The organism is Streptomyces sp. NRRL S-340 (assembly GCF_000720185.1).
Lineage (GTDB): Bacteria > Actinomycetota > Actinomycetes > Streptomycetales > Streptomycetaceae > Streptomyces.
The window spans coordinates 276268-292481 of the sequence record NZ_JOIY01000004.1; the positions used below are offsets into that span (position 1 = coordinate 276268).

General features: G+C 74.2%; 17 protein-coding genes. 7 read left to right on the forward strand and 10 right to left on the reverse strand.

The window, feature by feature from the left end:
- Nucleotides 1–23: 23 nt before the first annotated feature.
- Nucleotides 24–536, forward strand: a complete 513-nt coding sequence (locus tag IG64_RS04435) for a hypothetical protein (RefSeq protein WP_037852093.1) — start codon at nt 24–26, stop codon at nt 534–536.
- A gap of 64 nt (nt 537–600) precedes the next feature.
- Here the strand turns inward: IG64_RS04435 and IG64_RS04440 are convergent, their stop codons facing one another.
- Complete coding sequence (locus IG64_RS04440; RefSeq protein WP_037852250.1) at nt 601–1374, reverse strand: hypothetical protein; 774 nt, start codon at nt 1372–1374, stop codon at nt 601–603.
- 323 nt (nt 1375–1697) lie between these two features.
- On the opposite strand from IG64_RS04440, the gene IG64_RS04445 reads away from it, so the two are divergent.
- The 3 genes from IG64_RS04445 to IG64_RS04455 are packed head-to-tail and all read left to right on the forward strand — an operon-like array spanning nt 1698 to nt 4783.
- The gene (locus IG64_RS04445) at nt 1698–3026 is read left to right on the forward strand and encodes a magnesium transporter MgtE N-terminal domain-containing protein (RefSeq protein WP_037852095.1); all 1329 of its coding nucleotides are present in this window, start codon (nt 1698–1700) and stop codon (nt 3024–3026) included.
- Entirely contained in the window at nt 3013–3606 is a 594-nt protein-coding gene (locus IG64_RS04450; RefSeq protein WP_037852096.1) for a DUF1003 domain-containing protein, read from the forward strand. The genes IG64_RS04445 and IG64_RS04450 overlap by 14 nt, the downstream gene beginning before the upstream one ends.
- A 43-nt stretch (nt 3607–3649) precedes the next feature.
- Nucleotides 3650–4783 (forward strand): Mrp/NBP35 family ATP-binding protein, encoded by a 1134-nt coding sequence (locus tag IG64_RS04455; protein WP_037852098.1) that lies wholly within the window; start codon nt 3650–3652, stop codon nt 4781–4783.
- 102 nt (nt 4784–4885) lie between these two features.
- Here IG64_RS04455 and IG64_RS04460 read toward each other — a convergent pair whose 3' ends face one another.
- The 5 genes from IG64_RS04460 to sigE form a co-directional block, all read right to left on the reverse strand.
- Nucleotides 4886–5557 carry a hypothetical protein gene (locus IG64_RS04460; protein ID WP_037852101.1) on the reverse strand — a complete coding sequence of 224 codons (672 nt, stop codon included), beginning with the start codon at nt 5555–5557 and terminating at the stop codon, nt 4886–4888.
- 165 nt (nt 5558–5722) lie between these two features.
- Complete coding sequence (locus tag IG64_RS04465) at nt 5723–6202, reverse strand: sec-independent translocase (RefSeq protein WP_037852102.1); 480 nt, start codon at nt 6200–6202, stop codon at nt 5723–5725.
- Between the two features lie 261 nt (nt 6203–6463).
- Complete coding sequence (locus IG64_RS41030; RefSeq protein WP_078883786.1) at nt 6464–8182, reverse strand: trypsin-like peptidase domain-containing protein; 1719 nt, start codon at nt 8180–8182, stop codon at nt 6464–6466.
- 817 nt (nt 8183–8999) lie between these two features.
- Complete coding sequence (locus IG64_RS04475; RefSeq protein WP_037852107.1) at nt 9000–10010, reverse strand: anti-sigma factor family protein; 1011 nt, start codon at nt 10008–10010, stop codon at nt 9000–9002.
- Nucleotides 10007–10711 carry an RNA polymerase sigma factor SigE gene (gene sigE / locus IG64_RS04480; protein ID WP_078883779.1) on the reverse strand — a complete coding sequence of 235 codons (705 nt, stop codon included), beginning with the start codon at nt 10709–10711 and terminating at the stop codon, nt 10007–10009. The genes IG64_RS04475 and sigE overlap by 4 nt, the downstream gene beginning before the upstream one ends.
- A gap of 248 nt (nt 10712–10959) precedes the next feature.
- On the opposite strand from sigE, the gene IG64_RS04485 reads away from it, so the two are divergent.
- Nucleotides 10960–11655, forward strand: coding sequence for an O-methyltransferase (locus IG64_RS04485; RefSeq protein WP_078883787.1), 696 nt, complete (start codon nt 10960–10962; stop codon nt 11653–11655).
- 228 nt (nt 11656–11883) lie between these two features.
- Here IG64_RS04485 and IG64_RS38320 read toward each other — a convergent pair whose 3' ends face one another.
- The gene (locus tag IG64_RS38320) at nt 11884–12051 is read right to left on the reverse strand and encodes a DUF3117 domain-containing protein (protein WP_003966491.1); all 168 of its coding nucleotides are present in this window, start codon (nt 12049–12051) and stop codon (nt 11884–11886) included.
- 391 nt (nt 12052–12442) lie between these two features.
- On the opposite strand from IG64_RS38320, the gene IG64_RS04490 reads away from it, so the two are divergent.
- On the forward strand, nt 12443–13246 hold the full coding sequence (locus IG64_RS04490) for an enoyl-CoA hydratase/isomerase family protein (RefSeq protein WP_037852114.1): 804 nt from the start codon (nt 12443–12445) through the stop codon (nt 13244–13246).
- A gap of 37 nt (nt 13247–13283) precedes the next feature.
- On the opposite strand, the gene IG64_RS04495 is transcribed toward IG64_RS04490, so the two are convergent.
- Nucleotides 13284–13880 (reverse strand): DNA-3-methyladenine glycosylase I, encoded by a 597-nt coding sequence (locus tag IG64_RS04495; protein ID WP_037852252.1) that lies wholly within the window; start codon nt 13878–13880, stop codon nt 13284–13286.
- 41 nt (nt 13881–13921) lie between these two features.
- A complete protein-coding gene (locus tag IG64_RS04500; protein WP_063758754.1) occupies nt 13922–14278 on the reverse strand; it encodes a DivIVA domain-containing protein in 357 nt (118 codons plus the stop codon).
- A 131-nt stretch (nt 14279–14409) separates the two neighbouring features.
- On the opposite strand from IG64_RS04500, the gene folP reads away from it, so the two are divergent.
- The gene (folP, locus tag IG64_RS04505; RefSeq protein ID WP_037852119.1) at nt 14410–15270 is read left to right on the forward strand and encodes a dihydropteroate synthase; all 861 of its coding nucleotides are present in this window, start codon (nt 14410–14412) and stop codon (nt 15268–15270) included.
- Nucleotides 15271–15403: 133 nt separating this feature from the next.
- Here the strand turns inward: folP and IG64_RS04510 are convergent, their stop codons facing one another.
- The gene (locus IG64_RS04510; protein WP_037852122.1) at nt 15404–16162 is read right to left on the reverse strand and encodes a TIGR00730 family Rossman fold protein; all 759 of its coding nucleotides are present in this window, start codon (nt 16160–16162) and stop codon (nt 15404–15406) included.
- Nucleotides 16163–16214 lie beyond the last annotated feature (52 nt).

Genomic DNA, 16214 nt, shown 5'->3' on the forward strand with positions numbered 1-16214 from the left:
GCGCGCCTGGCTACCCTGCTCCCATGACTGGTGCGTTCCTCGACCGGGCCCTCGTCGAGGAGGCCACGAAGAAGTCCGGCCTCATCTGGGTCAAGGGCCCCGGTGGCCCGGCCCGCGCGCTGTGGCACGTCTGGCACGAGGGCGCGGCGTGCCTGGTCGGCGACGGCCCCGGCGAACAGCCGCTGCCGCACCTGGCCGACGGGGCCACCGCCGAGGTCACCGTGCGCAGCAAGGACAAGGGCGGCCGGCTGGTCACCTGGACGGCGCGGACCGTGGAGCTGGCGCCCGGGTCACCGGCGTGGCAGGAGACGGTGGCCGAACTGAAGGGCAAGCGCCTGAACGCGCCCGACGGCGAGGCCATGACCGGACGGTGGGCCCGCGAGTGCCGGGTGCTGCGCCTGGAGCCGACGGGGGCGGTCGGGCCGCTGCCCGACGGCTCGCTGGCCCGGGCGCCGCTGCCCACCCCGGCGACGACCCGGCAGCCGGCCCCGGCGGGGCTGCCCCGGCTGCTGCTGAAGAAGCGGCGGCGGAAGTGACCGCACCCGGCGGGGGAGACCGCCCGTGGTGTCCCCGGTGCGCGAAAGCGCCCGGGGGCGCCGGTCAGGACGCCGGCAGTTGTCTGCCGTAGTCGACCGTCTCGTCCGCGTCCGGCTCGCGCAGCGGGAAGTCCTTGCCCCACTCGGAGAAGCTGAGCGTGCCCGCGTCCCCGGCGCGGGCGAGCCGCAGCGGGTAGGGGGTGCCTTCCAGGGAGACGTCCAGGGTGCCGCCGGTGCCCTTGCCGCCGGTGACGCGGACGGTGCGCACCCCGGACTGCTCGTGGTGGCCGTCCGTCGCCAGCGCGCCGTGCAGTGTCAGCAGGCTCTCCAGGAGCACGTCCTTGTCCGTGAAGCCGCTGAACCGCTGGTAGGCGGGGTCGCCCTGCGGCACCTTCACGTACTTGCCGTCGAGCTTGTCCCCCGCGCCGCCGTCCGCGCCGCTCTTCCCGCTGCCCGCGTCCTCGCCGTCCGCGTTGTTCCAGAACTGCGCGTCCGCCTTCAGGTACAGCTGCCTGCCCACCCGCAGCAGCCCGAACGTCACCCCCTGCGAGGTGACCGAGCCGGTGCCGCCGCCGGACTTCAGCCGCATGTCGAGCCGGTAGGTACGGCCGTTGCTGACCACGTCCCCCGACAGGTGCACGGCACCGGCGGACCCCGCGGCGGCCGCGGCCCTGGCCTGGATCCGGTCGGCCGGGAGCTTGCCGACGCCGTTGGTGCCCGCGTCCGGATCGTCCGCCGAGCACCCCGTCAGGCCCGTGCCCGTGACGACCGCCAGCGCGCACAGCGCGCTCGCCAGCACGGCACGGCGGGTACGGCGGCACGGGGGGATCGCAGTCACGGGCGGCACTGCCTTTCTGCTCGCGTTCGGCGGATGCTGGTCAGCGGCGGGGCTGCGGCCCGTACGCGGAGCGCACGGCACGCAGACGGCGCGACGGGAGGGACCCTGGGGCCCTGTCGGCGTACGGCAGCGTACCGGGGGCGGCACGGCCCGGCGGAGCCAGTCCGTCCGCACCCCTCACCAGGGCGGATCCGAACGGGACGGGCTAGCCTGAAGCCCACTTGAGCGGGCAGGGGGAAGGAACGCCCCGGGAACCCGCCGCATCCCGGACGCCCGGGCAGCACGAGCACGTACGTCACAGAGCACGCAAAGGAGGCGCGGTCATGGCAGCGGGCGCCCCCCGGATCTTCGTCTCACACCTCGCCGGTGTCGCCGTCTTCGACCCGACGGGCGACCAGGTGGGGCGGGTGCGCGATCTGGTCGTCATGCTGCGCGTCCGGCGCCGGCCGCCCCGCCTGCTCGGCCTGGTCGTCGAACTGTCCACCCGGCGTCGCATCTTCCTGCCGATGACCCGGGTCACGAGCATCGAGTCGGGCCAGGTCATCACCACCGGGGTGCTCAACGTGCGGCGGTTCGAGCAGCGGCCCACCGAGCGGCTGGTCTTCGGCGAGCTGCTGGACCGGCGGGTCACGCTCGTGGAGAGCGGCGAGGAGGCGACGGTGCTGGACCTGTCGGTGCATCAGCTGCCGGCGCGCCGGGACTGGGAGGTCGACCGCGTCTTCGTCAGGAAGGGGCGCAGGACCGGCGCGTTCCGCCGCAGCAAGGGAGAGACGCTGACCGTGGAGTGGTCGGCCGTCACCGGTTTCTCGCTGGAGGAGCACGGGCAGGGCGCGGAGAGCCTGCTCGCCACCTTCGAACAGCTGCGCCCCGCCGACCTCGCCAACGTGCTGCACCACCTGTCGCCCAAGCGGCGCGCGGAGGTCGCCGCCGCCCTGGACGACGACCGGCTCGCGGACGTCCTCGAGGAGCTCCCCGAGGACGACCAGATCGAGATCCTCGGCAAACTGAAGGGCGAGCGCGCGGCCGACGTGCTGGAGGCCATGGACCCCGACGACGCCGCCGACCTGCTCGCCGAGCTGCCCGAGGAGGAGCAGGAGCGGCTGCTGAGCCTGATGCAGCCCGCCGACGCGGCCGACATGCGCCGCCTGATGTCGTACGAGGAGCACACGGCGGGCGGGCTGATGACGACCGAGCCGATCGTCCTGCGCCCGGACGCCACCGTCGCCGACGCGCTCGCCCGGGTCCGCAACCGGGACCTCTCCCCCGCGCTCGCCGCCCAGGTCTACGTCTGCCGGCCGCCCGACGAGACCCCCACCGGCAAGTACCTGGGCACGGTCCACTTCCAGCGGCTGCTGCGCGACCCGCCCTACACGCTCGTCAGTTCGATCCTGGACGACGATCTGCAGCCGCTCGCGCCGGACGCCACGCTGCCGGTGGTCGCGGGGTTCTTCGCCACGTACGACATGGTCGCGGCGCCCGTCGTGGACGAGGCCGGTGCGCTGCTGGGCGCGGTCACCGTGGACGACGTCCTGGACCACATGCTGCCGGACGACTGGCGCGAGACGGAGTTCCACCTGGACGACGGGCCGGCCGGCGCTCCGGGCGGCACGGCGGGAGACGGACGGGGGGTGGGCGCGCATGGCGGAGCGTGAGAGCACGCGCGAGCGGCACCCGGCCGGGGCCACCGCCGCGGGCCGGCCCCGCACCGCCCGGCTGGACCAGCCGCGCCCGCTGCGGCGCAGGCTGCTGCCCGAGTGGGATCCGGAGGCCTTCGGCCGGCTGTCCGAGCGGATCGCGCGTTTCCTGGGCACCGGACGGTTCATCGTCTGGATGACGGTGGTGATCATCGTCTGGATCATCTGGAACGTGGCCGCGCCGCGCCACCTGCGCTTCGACGAGTACCCGTTCATCTTCCTGACGCTCGCGCTGTCCCTGCAGGCCTCCTACGCCGCCCCGCTGATCCTGCTGGCCCAGAACCGGCAGGACGACCGGGACCGGGTCAACCTGGAGCAGGACCGCAAGCAGAACGAGCGGTCGATCGCCGACACCGAGTACCTGACCCGGGAGATCGCCGCGCTGCGCATGGGCCTGGGCGAGGTGGCGACCCGCGACTGGATCCGCTCGGAGCTGCAGGACATGATGAAGGAGCTGGAGGAGCGGTACGACGGCCACCGCGAACCTGCCGTATTCCCGGCAGAACGTCCGCCCCGGCGTGACATGGACGACCGCTGACGGGGGTCCCGGGGCCGCCGCCGCGCGCCGTACCATCGTCCTTATGGCTACGGAAGACGCGGTGCGCGCAGCGCTGGCGACGGTTGACGACCCCGAGATCCACCGACCCATCACCGAGCTGGGCATGGTCAAATCGGTGGAGATCGGCGCGGACGGATCGGTCGCGGTCACCGTGTACCTGACCGTCTCCGGCTGCCCCATGCGCGAGACGATCACCCAGCGCGTGACCGACGCGGTCTCGCGGGTCGAGGGCGTCACCCGGGTCGACGTGTCGCTGGACGTGATGAGCGACGAGCAGCGCAAGGAGCTGGCCAGTGCCCTGCGCGGCGGCCAGGCCGAGCGCGAGGTCCCCTTCGCCAGGCCGGGCAACCTGACCCGGGTCTACGCCGTCGCCTCCGGCAAAGGCGGTGTCGGCAAGTCCTCGGTGACGGTGAACCTGGCGGCGGCGATGGCGGCCGACGGCCTGAAGGTGGGCGTGGTCGACGCCGACATCTACGGTCACAGCGTGCCCCGCATGCTGGGCGCGGACGGCCGTCCCACCCAGGTCGAGAACATGATCATGCCGCCGTCCGCGAACGGCGTGAAGGTCATCTCCATCGGCATGTTCACCCCGGGCAACGCGCCGGTGGTCTGGCGCGGCCCGATGCTGCACCGCGCGCTCCAGCAGTTCCTCGCGGACGTGTACTGGGGCGACCTGGACGTCCTGCTGCTCGACCTGCCGCCCGGCACCGGTGACATCGCCATCTCCGTCGCCCAGCTCGTGCCGAACGCGGAGATCCTGGTGGTCACGACGCCTCAGCAGGCGGCCGCCGAGGTCGCCGAGCGGGCCGGCTCCATCGCCGTGCAGACCCACCAGAAGATCGTCGGCGTGGTCGAGAACATGTCCGGTCTGCCCTGCCCGCACTGCGGCGAGATGGTCGACGTGTTCGGCACGGGCGGCGGCCAGCTGGTCGCCGACGGCCTGACCCGCACCACGGGCGCCTCGGTCCCGGTCCTCGGCTCCATCCCGATCGACGTCCGGCTGCGCGAGGGCGGCGACGAGGGCAAGCCGGTCGTCCTGACCGACCCGGACTCCCCGGCCGGCGCGGCGCTGCGCGCCATCGCGGGCAAGCTCGGCGGACGGCAGCGGGGCCTGTCGGGGCTCTCGCTGGGGCTCACACCGAAGAACAAGTTCTAGCGGCCGGTCCGCGAACGGCGGACCCGGCCACGGCTGCCGTACGACGAGGGAGGGCGCCGTCCGCGCGGACGGCGCTCTCCCTCGTAGCGCCCGGCGCGCGGGTCACGCGTAGGCGGTGATGTCCTCGACGACGGCGAAGCCCAGCCCGTACGCGCTCATCCCCCGCCCGTACGCCCCCACGTGCACGCCCTGCGAAGTCGACCCGGCGAGCACCCAGCCGAACTCGGACTCACGGTAGTGGAAGGGGGTCGGGACGCCGTCCACCGGCAGCGAGAGCGTCGACCAGTCCGGGCCGGACAGGTCGTCGGCCAGCACCCACGCCGTCTCGGTCTGCTGCTCCAGCCAGTCGTCGCGCAGGGCGTGGTCCATCTGCATGGGCCAGGTGACGGACAGCAGCCCGACCCCGGCCAGCCAGGCCGCCGAGGAGACGGAGGTCGCCTCCAGGCGGCCCGTGCCGTCGGCGAGCTGCCGGACCGGACTGGCCGCGACGGTGACGACGACCGTGAACTTCTCCCTGGGATCGTCCGGGGAGCCGGACACGAACTCGTTGCGCACCGAGGGCTCGTCGCCGTGCCCGAGGGAACCGTGCTCCACATGGCCGTCGGCCGAGGTGCCGACCTGCATCAGCCGGCGCGGACCCGTGAAGGCCTCGTCCAGGCCGTACCACGGGAAGGGCGCCAGCAGGTAGCCGTCGACCGTGCGCCGGGCGGAGGAGAGCTGTTGTCCGCCCTCCTCGGCCGGTGCCTGCGCGACCGCCCTACTTGTCGTCTCCATGAACCCGGACGCCTCCTCGCTCTCGTCGGACCGGCGCGCCCGCCCCCCATCGGGCGTACTCGTCCGGTCCGCACAACAACTCGGCAGCATATCGACCCCGCCCCGGGGCGCCGGGAACGCGCCCGGGGCGTGGCCCGGGCAGGCGGCGGGTTCCGGCCGTGTGGGTCAGGTGGCGTCGGCGTCGAACGGCGGGCGCTCGTCCCGCTCGGGGCTCTCGGGCTTCTTGGTCATGTCGACGCGGCCGCTCCCCGGTGCGGGGGAGGCCGGCGAGGAGGACGCGACGGACGACGAGGAGGAGGGCGAGGCCGACGCGGAGTCGGAGTCGTAGCTGCGCACGGCGTCCGTGACCTCGGCCATCTCCTTCTTCAGGTCGAAGCCGTTGCGGATCTCCTTCAGCCCCAGGTCGTCGTTGTCCAGTTGCTTGCGGATGAACGTCTTGGGGTTGAGGTCCTCGAACTCGAAGTCCTTGAACTCCGGGCCCAGCTCCTGGCGGATGTCCTGCTTGGCCGACTCCGAGAACTCACGGATCTTCCGGATCGTGCGCACCACGTCCTGGATGACCTTCGGGAGCTTGTCCGGACCGAACACGAGCACGCCCAGGACGATGAGCGTCGCCAGCTCGGGCAGTCCTATGTCGTTGAACACCTGAAGCTCCTTGCGATGTCCGTGGTCCTCGGCCCTCGGGCGGTCCGGTCTGTGCGGGTCTATCCGTGGTCCGGGCCGGACCCACGGTACCCGCCCCAGGTGTCCGACCGGTACCGTCCCGAGGTGTCGGAGTCCCGTGTACACGACCAGTTTCCCGGCTTGTCCGCCTCGCGGAAGGTCCGCGCCGTGCTCGCGGGAGGTCCGGGGCGGGCGGGCCGGTCGTGCGCCGCGGGGGCGGGCGGCCCGCGAGCGGGGGCCGCGTCAGCCGCTGTCCGAGGAGCCGAGCACCAAGGTGACCCGCCGTTTCTGGCCGCCGCGTTCGACCGTCAGGTCCAGGCGGTCGCCGGGGCGGTGGGCGCGGGTCCTGACGATCAGTTCCTCGCCCGAGTGGACGGGCACGCCGTCCACCGCGGTGATGACGTCGCCGGCCCTGATGCCCGCCTTGGCGCCGGGCCCGCCCGGAGTGACCGGGGACCCGCCGCCCTTCGCCTTGTCCCCGACCTTGGCGCCGTCCCCCGGGTAGGCCATGTCGAGGGTCACCCCGATCACCGGGTGACTGGCCCGGCCCGTGTTGATCAGCTCCTCCGCCACCCGCTTGGCCTGGTTGACCGGTATGGCGAAGCCGAGGCCGATGGAGCCCGCCTGGCCCGTCTGCACGTCCGACCCGGTGTCGGCGGAGCGGATGGCCGAGTTGATCCCCACGACCCGGCCGCGGGAGTCGAGCAGGGGGCCGCCGGAGTTGCCAGGGTTGATCGGCGCGTCGGTCTGGAGCGCGTCGACGTACGACAGGTCGCTGCCGTCGCCCTTCTCGCCGCCGGCCGTGATGGGCCGCTCCTTGGCGCTGATGATGCCGGAGGTGACGGTGTCGGCCAGGTCGAAGGGGGCGCCGATGGCGACGACCGGGTCGCCCACCCGCACGTTGTCGGAGTTGCCCAGCGGCATCGGGGTCAGCCCGCGCACGCCGCGGACCTGCACGACGGCGAGGTCGTAGCCGGTGTCGCGGCCGACGATCGTGCCCCGGGCGGTCTGGCCGCCGTTGAACGTCACCGATATGTCGCCACCGGAGGCGGCGGGGCCGACGACGTGGTTGTTGGTGAGGATGTGGCCGAGGCGGTCGAGGACGAAGCCGGTGCCGGTGTCCTGCTCGCCGGAACCGGACACGTGCAGGGTCACGACGCTGGGCAGGGCGCGGGCGGCGATCCCGGCCACGCTGTCCGGGGCGCGGCCGGCCGGCTCCTTGCCGGCCTGCGGCAGTTCCACGGTCCCGAAGCCGCCGTTGCGTTCGAGGTACGCCCCCGCCACCCCGCCGGCCACCCCGGCCGCCAGCGCCAGCAGTACGGCCCCGCCCACGAGGGACCGCCGCGCCCGCCCGCGCCGCCGCTCCCCGCTCACGGACCCGGCCCCGCTCTCCAGCAACGGCCCGGCCACCGGCCGCACCGCCCAGGGGTCGTAGCGCTGCCACGGATCGACGGCGCCGGCGGGACCGGCGGCGGCGTGCGGTGCGGGTGCACCGGCCCCGGGGGGCGCCGTCGCGGGGACGGCCCCGTCGGTCGGCGCTGCCGCCGGGGCGGGCGGAGGCGGTACGTCGGCCGGGACCGTGCCCGGGGGCGGTACGTCCGCTGGGGCGATGCCCTGGGGCGGCACGCCGGCCGGGGCGGCGGGACGGGGCAGGACGGCGGAGTCCGGCAGGACGGCGGGGTGCGTGGCGGGCGCGGGGACGACCGGGCCGCCGGGCTGCCCCGGTGCGGCATGGGGCGTCTGGGCAGCCGGCGGCGTACCGGGGTGGCCCGCGCCGTCCGCCGGGCCAGGGGCGCCGTACGGGGCGGCGGCGCCCCGCGGCGAGGCGTCCGCGACCGGCGGCGCGTACGGCGGCGCCTGGGGCGCGCCGTGACTGTCCGGCGCCGGGACGGGCAGCCCTGCCGTCGGCCCTGAGACGGGCGGCGCGGCCACGGGCACGGCTGCGGGCGGGGCTGCGGGCATGCCCGCCGGGACTCCCCCGGGCGCGATGGCGGCCGGGGACGCGGGTCCGGGAGCAGGCACAGGCGCCCCTGCGGGCGGGGGCGGTGTCAGCGCGGCCGGGTGCTGCACCGGCGGGGCCGGGGCCCACGGGCCCGGCTCTCCGTAGGGCGGGGTGCTGTAGGGGTCGGGGTCGTGCAGCGGCCTGGGACGCTGAGCAGCGGACCCGGCCGGCACGGGCGCTCCGGGCACCGCGAACGGCCCGGACGCAGCCGGCGCGCCGAGCGGCACCGACGAACCGGACGCGACCGACGACCCGGGCACCGCTGGGGCGCCGGACGCCACCGACGACTCCGGTACCGCCGACGACCCGGACACCGCCATCTCGTCGGGCGCCGCCGGTCCGTCCGGCGTCGGTGCTGTGCCGGGCGGTGCGGACTCCTGGGACGGCACCGGCGTGTCAGGTGCCGGCGGGAGGGTGCTCCCACGTGGCGTCGCGGGGCGTTCCAGTTCGTAGTCGCCCTCGTGGTGCACGGGGGCGGCGGCAGGCACCGTCGGTTCCGGGTCGGGGGCGACGGGCGGGGCCCCGGGGGTCACCGCCGGAGCCTCCGGAGCGTCCTGGGCGTCCGGGGCGTCCGGGGCCTGCCGGGGGCGGCTCCACCACTTCGGGCGGGTGGACTTCTGGGGCTTCCCCTCGTTCATGCTCTCCCCAAGGTGCCCGCCACGGCTCGTCGGCGGTGGCCGTGCTTCGTCGACTGCGCGCCCGGACGGGTGTCATGGGCGCGACCACCTGGATTCAACCAGGTTCCCGGGCCACCGCGCAGGAGCCCGCCGCCGTCGGTCAGGGCGCCAGGTGCGAGGTGGCGGGGGACGGCGGACGGGGCGTCGGTCCGGGCGCCGGTGCGGTGAGCAGGCCGGGCGCTGCGAGCCGCGGGTCGGCGGACCACCCGGTCAGGGCGATCGGCGGCCGGGCACTGAGCGGGCGTATCAGCGGGGACAGGATCGCGGCCCCCGCGCTCATCGGCGCCGCCAGCGTGTGCACCGCGTCCGTCACCGGTGCCGCGGCGGCCGGGGCCGGCACGCCGGGCAGCAGGGGCGCGGACAGCGACGTCGGTGCGTAGGGGGCCGTGCCGGTGGACCGCTGCACCGGCAGCGGCCCGGTGGCCGACTGACGGCGCCGCGAGACCTCGGCCGTTCCCGCCGCTGCCACGCCCGCCGGACGCGCCGGGGTCACATTGCTGCCCGCGCCGAAGCCGCCGCGCGCCTCCGCCGTCGTGTCGCCCGCCGCGCCGGTGGTGACGCCGCCGAGGGCGACCGCCGCCAGCGACACCGCGCCGGCCGCGACGAACGCGAACCGCAGCCCGCGCGAGGCCGGCCGCTCGCCGTCGGGGCGGCCCACCGGGTGGATCCGGAAGCCGTCCGGCTGCTCCGGCTCCGCTTCGGACGCGTACGGTCCGGCCGCGGCGTACTCGAAGGGGAACCGCTCGCCGCGCCGCACGCCGAACATCCCGGCGTCCCCGGAGTTCTGCGTACGCCCGGGGAACCCGGGGAACCTGCCGGGAAAGCCTCCCGCGCCCAGCGGCGATCCGCTGTCGCCGTCGCCGCCCGGCAGCCCCTGCAGGCGGGCCAGGAAGCTCTCGGAGGGCGGCGGGGGTGCCGTCTCGGCGAAGACGTTCTTCAGGCGGCGCTGCGCGTCGACCTCCGCCTTGCACTTCGGGCAGGTGGCCACGTGCGCCAGGACGCGCTCACGCGTCTCATGACCCAGCTCTCCGTCGACCAGGGCGGAGAGTCGGTCTCCCAGATGCTGTTCCGCGAGGCCCCTCACGGCGGGGTCGGGTCGGGATCCACTCACGCGGTCGCGCCCCCTCCTCCCAGCGCGGCGACGCGGGGCACGAAGCGGCGCCGCTCGGCCTGCCGGGCCTCGGGCGAACGGTGCGCCAGGGCCTTGCGCAGCTGCGAACGGCCGCGGTGGATACGTGAGCGCACCGTGCCGAGCTTGACGCCCAGGGTGGCGGCGATCTCCTCGTAGGAGAGCCCCTCGATGTCGCACAGGACGACCGCGGCGCGGAACTCGGGCGCCAGGGTGTCCAGGGCCTGCTGGACGTCCGCGTCGAAGTGCGCGTCGTTGAAGAGCTGCTGCGGGGTGGGCTCCTTGCTGGCCAGCCGCTCTGCCGCGTCGTCGCCGAGCGCGTCGAAGCGGATGCGCTGCTTGCGCCGGACCATGTCCAGGAACAGGTTGGTCGTGATGCGGTGCAGCCAGCCCTCGAAGGTGCCGGGCGTGTAGGTCGACAGGGAGCGGAAGACGCGGACGAAGACCTCCTGGGTGAGGTCCTCGGCGTCGTGCTGGTTACCGGTGAGGCGGTAGGCCAGGCGGTAGACGCGGCCGCTGTGGGTGCTGACGATCTCCTCCCAGGTGGGCGGAGTCCACGCCTGCCCGTCCGCGTCACTGGAGAAGGTCGCGGTCTGGGCGGGGCCCTCGGCGTGGGTCGGGTCAGCAGCGGTGTCGTTCACGGATTTCGGCCTGCTCGCCGATCCGAGAAAGCGCCGCAGCACTCCTCCCCGATCCACGGGCGCAGCCGCACCTCCCCTGTCGGCTCTGGTGGTGTCCAGTGGAGCCCCTACCATAGCCACCTCGCCCGTTAGCTCCGGATAAGCGGTTTTACTTGAATTTGACACGCCCTGCCACGCCTCATCCGGCTGCGTCAGCACTTGCTCGTCGTCCCGTTCCATCCCATACCCCCCGTCCTGCCTCCGGTCACCTCGCCGGGCTCTCCCCCACCCCTTCAAACGCCCGGTCCCATCTGCGGGTTCCCGGCCCCAACGGATACAGTCACGCCGAGGCATCCACGGGACAGGAGAGGGTCATTACCGGCAACCGGCAGACGAGCTGGGCGTTCGCCGACGCCTATGTCGCCGAGGACGACGCGCTGCGCTGGGCCCGGGACCGGGCAGGCGAGGCAGGGCTGCGTCCGGTGTCCCCCGCCGCGGGCGCGGCGCTGCGGTTGCTCGCCGCCACCGTGGACGCGAAGGCGGTCGCGGAGATCGGGACCGGCACCGGCGTCTCCGGCATCCACCTCCTGCACGGCATGCGCCCGGACGGGGTGCTGACCACCGTCGACCCCGAGCCGGAGCACCAGCAGTTCGCCCGGCAGGCGTTCCGGGCCGCCGGCTTCGCCAGCAACCGCTCCCGCTTCATCCCCGGCCGCGCGCTGGAGGTCCTGCCGCGCCTCGCGGACGCGGGGTACGACCTGGTGTTCTGCGACGGCGACCGGCACGAGTTCCCGGACTATCTCGCGGAATCGTTGCGTCTGCTGCGGCCGGGTGGCCTGGTCGTCTTCGAAGGCGTCTTCGCCCACGGCCGCACGGTCGACTCCGGACCGCAGCCCGCGGAGGTCGTGCGGCTGCGCGAACTGCTGCGCACGGTGCGCGAGAGCTCCGGTCTGGTGCCCTCGCTGCTCCCGGTGGGCGACGGCCTGCTGTGCGCGGTCAAGCGCTGAACCACCACCACGCCTGCGCCCTCCCGTGCGCCGCGCCGCCCCGCGCGCTGCGCCGTCGCGAGCACTGAACCGCGGGGACCGCCGGGCGGAAGGCGCGCGAAGACAGTGCCCGCCGCCCTGCGGGAAGAGGCCGCGGGCGGCCCGGAATGCCGGGCGGGGCCCGGAGAACAGCGACCCCGGCACCGCTCACGGCGCCGGGGTCGCTGAAAGGGTATGGTCGCTTCCGCGTCAGCCGACGACCTTCTTGAGGGCGTCGCCGAGCGCGTCGGCCTCGTCAGGGGTCAGCTCGACGACGAGTCGACCGCCGCCTTCGAGCGGAACGCGCATGACGATGCCCCGCCCCTCCTTGGTGACCTCGAGCGGGCCATCACCCGTCCGCGGCTTCATGGCCGCCATGCTCGTTCCCCTTCCTGAAACCCAGCTCATCGTCAAAGCCGACGGCGTACCGAAAGGGCACGCGCGCGGTCCACCCGCAAAACGGCCCAGGACACGCGACACCGGCATCGAACACATTGCTTCCCAGCCATTATCCCGCATCTCAGGACCCGATGACCAACATCGGTAGGCATCGCTTGGGCAACGCGCGCGAGCAAAACCACTCAATTCGGGGATGTGACTGCGATACTGCGCACCCGCGCCCGCGCCTTCCGGCTCCCGGCCCACCCGGATTCTTTGACGCAGGTCACACGCCCGCTCCGCGCCCGGGCCGGTGATCTCCGTCATGCTGTCCCTCGGACACAGGACGTACCGACCGGTACGCCGGAGCCGACACCGGAGGGGATGCCCCATGGCCGACACCGTGCTCTACGAGGTGAGCGACGGGCTCGCGACGATCACGCTGAACCGCCCGGAGGCGATGAACGCGCTGAACATCGCGGCCAAGGTCGCGCTGCGGGACGCGGCCGAATCCGCGGCGGCCGACACCGCCGTACGGGCGGTGCTGCTGACCGCCGCCGGTGACCGGGCGTTCTGCGTGGGCCAGGACCTCAAGGAGCACATCGGGCTGCTGGCCGCCGACCGGGAGAGCGGGTCGGGGCAGACGATGAGCACCGTGCGGGAGCACTACAACCCGATCGTGCGGGCGCTGGCGGGTGCGGCCAAGCCCGTGGTCGCTGCGGTGAACGGGGTGGCCGCCGGGGCGGGCTTCGGCTTCGCGCTCGCCGCCGACCACCGGATCGTCGCCGACACCGCGTCCTTCAACACGTCCTTCGCGGGCGTCGCGCTCACCGCGGACTCGGGCATCTCCTGGACGCTGCCGCGGGTGGTGGGCGCCGGCCGCGCGACCGACCTGCTGCTCTTCCCGCGCACCGTGAACGCCCAGGAGGCCCTGGAGCTGGGGATCGCCGACCGGGTGGTACCGGCGGCCGAGCTGCGCGCCGAGGCCGAGCGGACCGCGCGGAAGCTGGCCGCGGGCCCGACGCTGGCGTACGCGGCGCTCAAGGAGTCGGTGGCCTACGGCCTGACGCACTCCCTCCAGGAGACGCTGGACAAGGAGGACGAGCTGCAGACGCGGGCGGGCCGGTCCGAGGACCACGCCATCGCCGTCCAGGCGTTCGTCGGCAAGGAGAAGCCGAAGTACCTGGGCCGCTGACCCGCGGGCCGCGGCCGCGCCGCCCCTGCGGGCCGGGTCAGGGGCGGCGGCGTGCCACGCAGTCCGCGAGGTGGTCGTCGACCAGCCCGCACGCCTGCATCAGGGCGTACGCCGTGGTCGGGCCGACGAAGCGCAGGCCGCGCTTCTTGAGGGCCTTGGACAGGGCCGTGGACCGCTCGGTGACGGCCGGGACGTCCGCGAGGGTCCGCGGGGCCGTCCGGGTGGCCGGGTCGGGGGCGTGGGACCAGATGAGGTCGTCCAGCTCGCCCGGGGACCACGCGGCGAGCACGCGCGCGTTGGCGAGGGTGGCGTCGACCTTGGCGCGGTTGCGGATGATCCCGGTGTCGGCGAGCAGGCGTTCGCGGTCGGCGTCGGTGAACTCCGCCACCGCGGCGATCCGGAAGCCGGCGAAGGCGGCCCGGAAGCCGGGGCGGCGGCGAAGGATCGTGATCCAGGACAGTCCCGACTGGAAGGCCTCCAGGCTGAGCCGTTCGAAGAGGGCGTCGTCGCCGTGGACCGGACGGCCCCACTCCTCGTCGTGGTAGGCCACGTACTCGGGCGCCGACAGCGCCCAGGGGCAGCGCCGGGCGCCGTCCGGGCCCGTCCGGGCGGTCCCGGCCGCCGTGTCGGTCACCGGGCTCTGGGCCGCCGCGTCCCCGGTCGCCGCTCCGTCCGTCACCGGTGGTCCTCCGCTCCCGGCAGGTCCGGCTTGGTCAGGCGTACGGGGGCCGCGGCGGACCGGGCGCCGGCCAGCGCGGACTCCAGGCCGGCGATCCGGGCGTCGCGCTCGGCGAGTTCGGCGCCGAGCCGGCCGAGGACGTCGTCCACATCGGCCATGCGGTAACCGCGGACGGCGAGCGGGAAGCGCAGGCTCTCCACGTCGGTGTGGTCCACCGGGCGGTCCGGCGGCAGCGGGTCGTGCAGCCGCTCGGGCGCCGCCTCGGGCAGCGGGCCGCCGCTCCCGCCGCCCACGACCGCGAGGGTCACCGCGGCGACGACGACCGCGAGCGCGACGACCAGGAACAAGAACATCACCATCGCTGAGGTCCCCACGGAGTTACGGAGTCTGTCGTACGTGTCAGGGTCCGATCGTGCCATGCGACGCTGACGGTTAGGGTCGCAGGCGGCCCAAGACCGGAACGTACGAGAAGAGGTCACAGCGGATGCTCAGGCTGGGCAGGCGTGAATTCGGCGCCCACGAGCCGGTGATCATGGCGATCGTCAACCGGACCCCGGACTCCTTCTACGACCAGGGGGCGACGTTCCGCGACGAGCCCGCCCTCGCGCGGGTGGAGCAGGCGGTCGCCGAGGGGGCCGCGATCGTGGACATCGGCGGGGTGAAGGCCGGACCCGGCGCGGAGGTGACGGCCGAGGAGGAGGCGCGGCGCACGGTCGGCTTCGTCGCCGAGGTGCGGCGGCGCTTCCCGGACGTCGTCATCAGCGTGGACACCTGGCGGGCGGACGTCGGCGAGGCGGTGTGCGAGGCCGGCGCGGATCTGCTGAACGACGCGTGGGGCGGCGTGGACCCGCGCCTCGCCGAGGTCGCCGCCCGGTACCGGGTGGGGCTGGTGTGCACGCACGCGGGCGGCGCCGAGCCGCGGACCCGGCCGCACCGGGTGACGTACGACGACGTCATGGCCGACATCCTGAAGGTCACCGTGGGGCTGGCCGAGCGGGCGGTGGCGCTCGGGGTGCCGCGGGAGTCGGTGCTGATCGATCCCGGGCACGACTTCGGGAAGAACACGCGGCACAGTCTGGAGGCGACACGGCGGCTGGACGAGATGGTCGCCACGGGGTGGCCGGTGCTGGTGTCGCTGTCCAACAAGGACTTCGTCGGGGAGACGCTGGACCGGCCGGTGAAGGAGCGGGTGGTGGGGACGCTGGCGACGACCGCGGTGTCGGCGTGGCTGGGGGCCCAGGTGTACCGGGTGCACGAGGTCGCCGAGACCCGGCAGGTGGTGGACATGGTGGCGGCCATCGCGGGGCACCGGGGGCCGGCGGTGGCCCGGCGGGGGCTGGCGTAGGGCGTTTGCGCCCCCGCCGCCCCTTCCCGCCCGGACCTGGGGGCTTCGCCCCCGGGCCCCCGTGCGTCCCGGATTTCGGCTGCACGCCGGCGGCGGCTCGTGGCGCTTCCCCGCGCCCCTGTTCGACGGCGCTCTACTTGCCCGCTTCCTTCGACATCAGCGCCACCGCCTCCTCCACGTCGTCCGTGACGTGGAAGAGGGTCAGGTCGGCCTCGGCCGCCTTGCCCTGGGCGATGAGGGTGTGGGTCAGCCAGTCGACCAGGCCGCCCCAGTAGGCGCTGCCGAAGAGGACGATCGGGAAGCGGGTGACCTTCTGCGTCTGCACCAGGGTGAGCGCCTCGAAGAGTTCGTCGAGCGTGCCGAGGCCGCCGGGCAGGACCACGAAGCCCTGCGCGTACTTCACGAACATCATCTTGCGGACGAAGAAGTAACGGAAGTTGAGGCCGATGTCGACGTAGGGGTTCAGTCCCTGCTCGAAGGGCAGCTCGATGCCCAGGCCGACCGAGATGCCCCCGGCCTCGCAGGCGCCCTTGTTCGCCGCCTCCATCGCGCCCGGGCCGCCGCCCGTGATCACCGCGAAGCCCGCGTCGACCAGGCCCCGCCCGAGCCGCACCCCTGCCTCGTACTCCGCGGAGTCCACCGGGGTGCGCGCCGAACCGAACACACTGATGGCCGGGGGCAGTTCGGCCAGTGTGCCGAAGCCCTCGATGAACTCCGACTGGATGCGCAGCACCCGCCAGGGGTCGGTGTGCACCCAGTCGGTGGGGGCGCGCTCGTCCAGCAGCCGCTGGTCCGTGGTGCTGGCCTGGACCTGGCCCCGGCGCCGGAGCACCGGTCCCAGGCGCTGCTCCTCCGGTGGCTGCTTCTTGCCCTCGGGGTTGCCTGTCGGCATGTGCGCTCCCTCCACGTGCGGTCGTTCCACCTCAGCGTAGATCTCCGCGGGT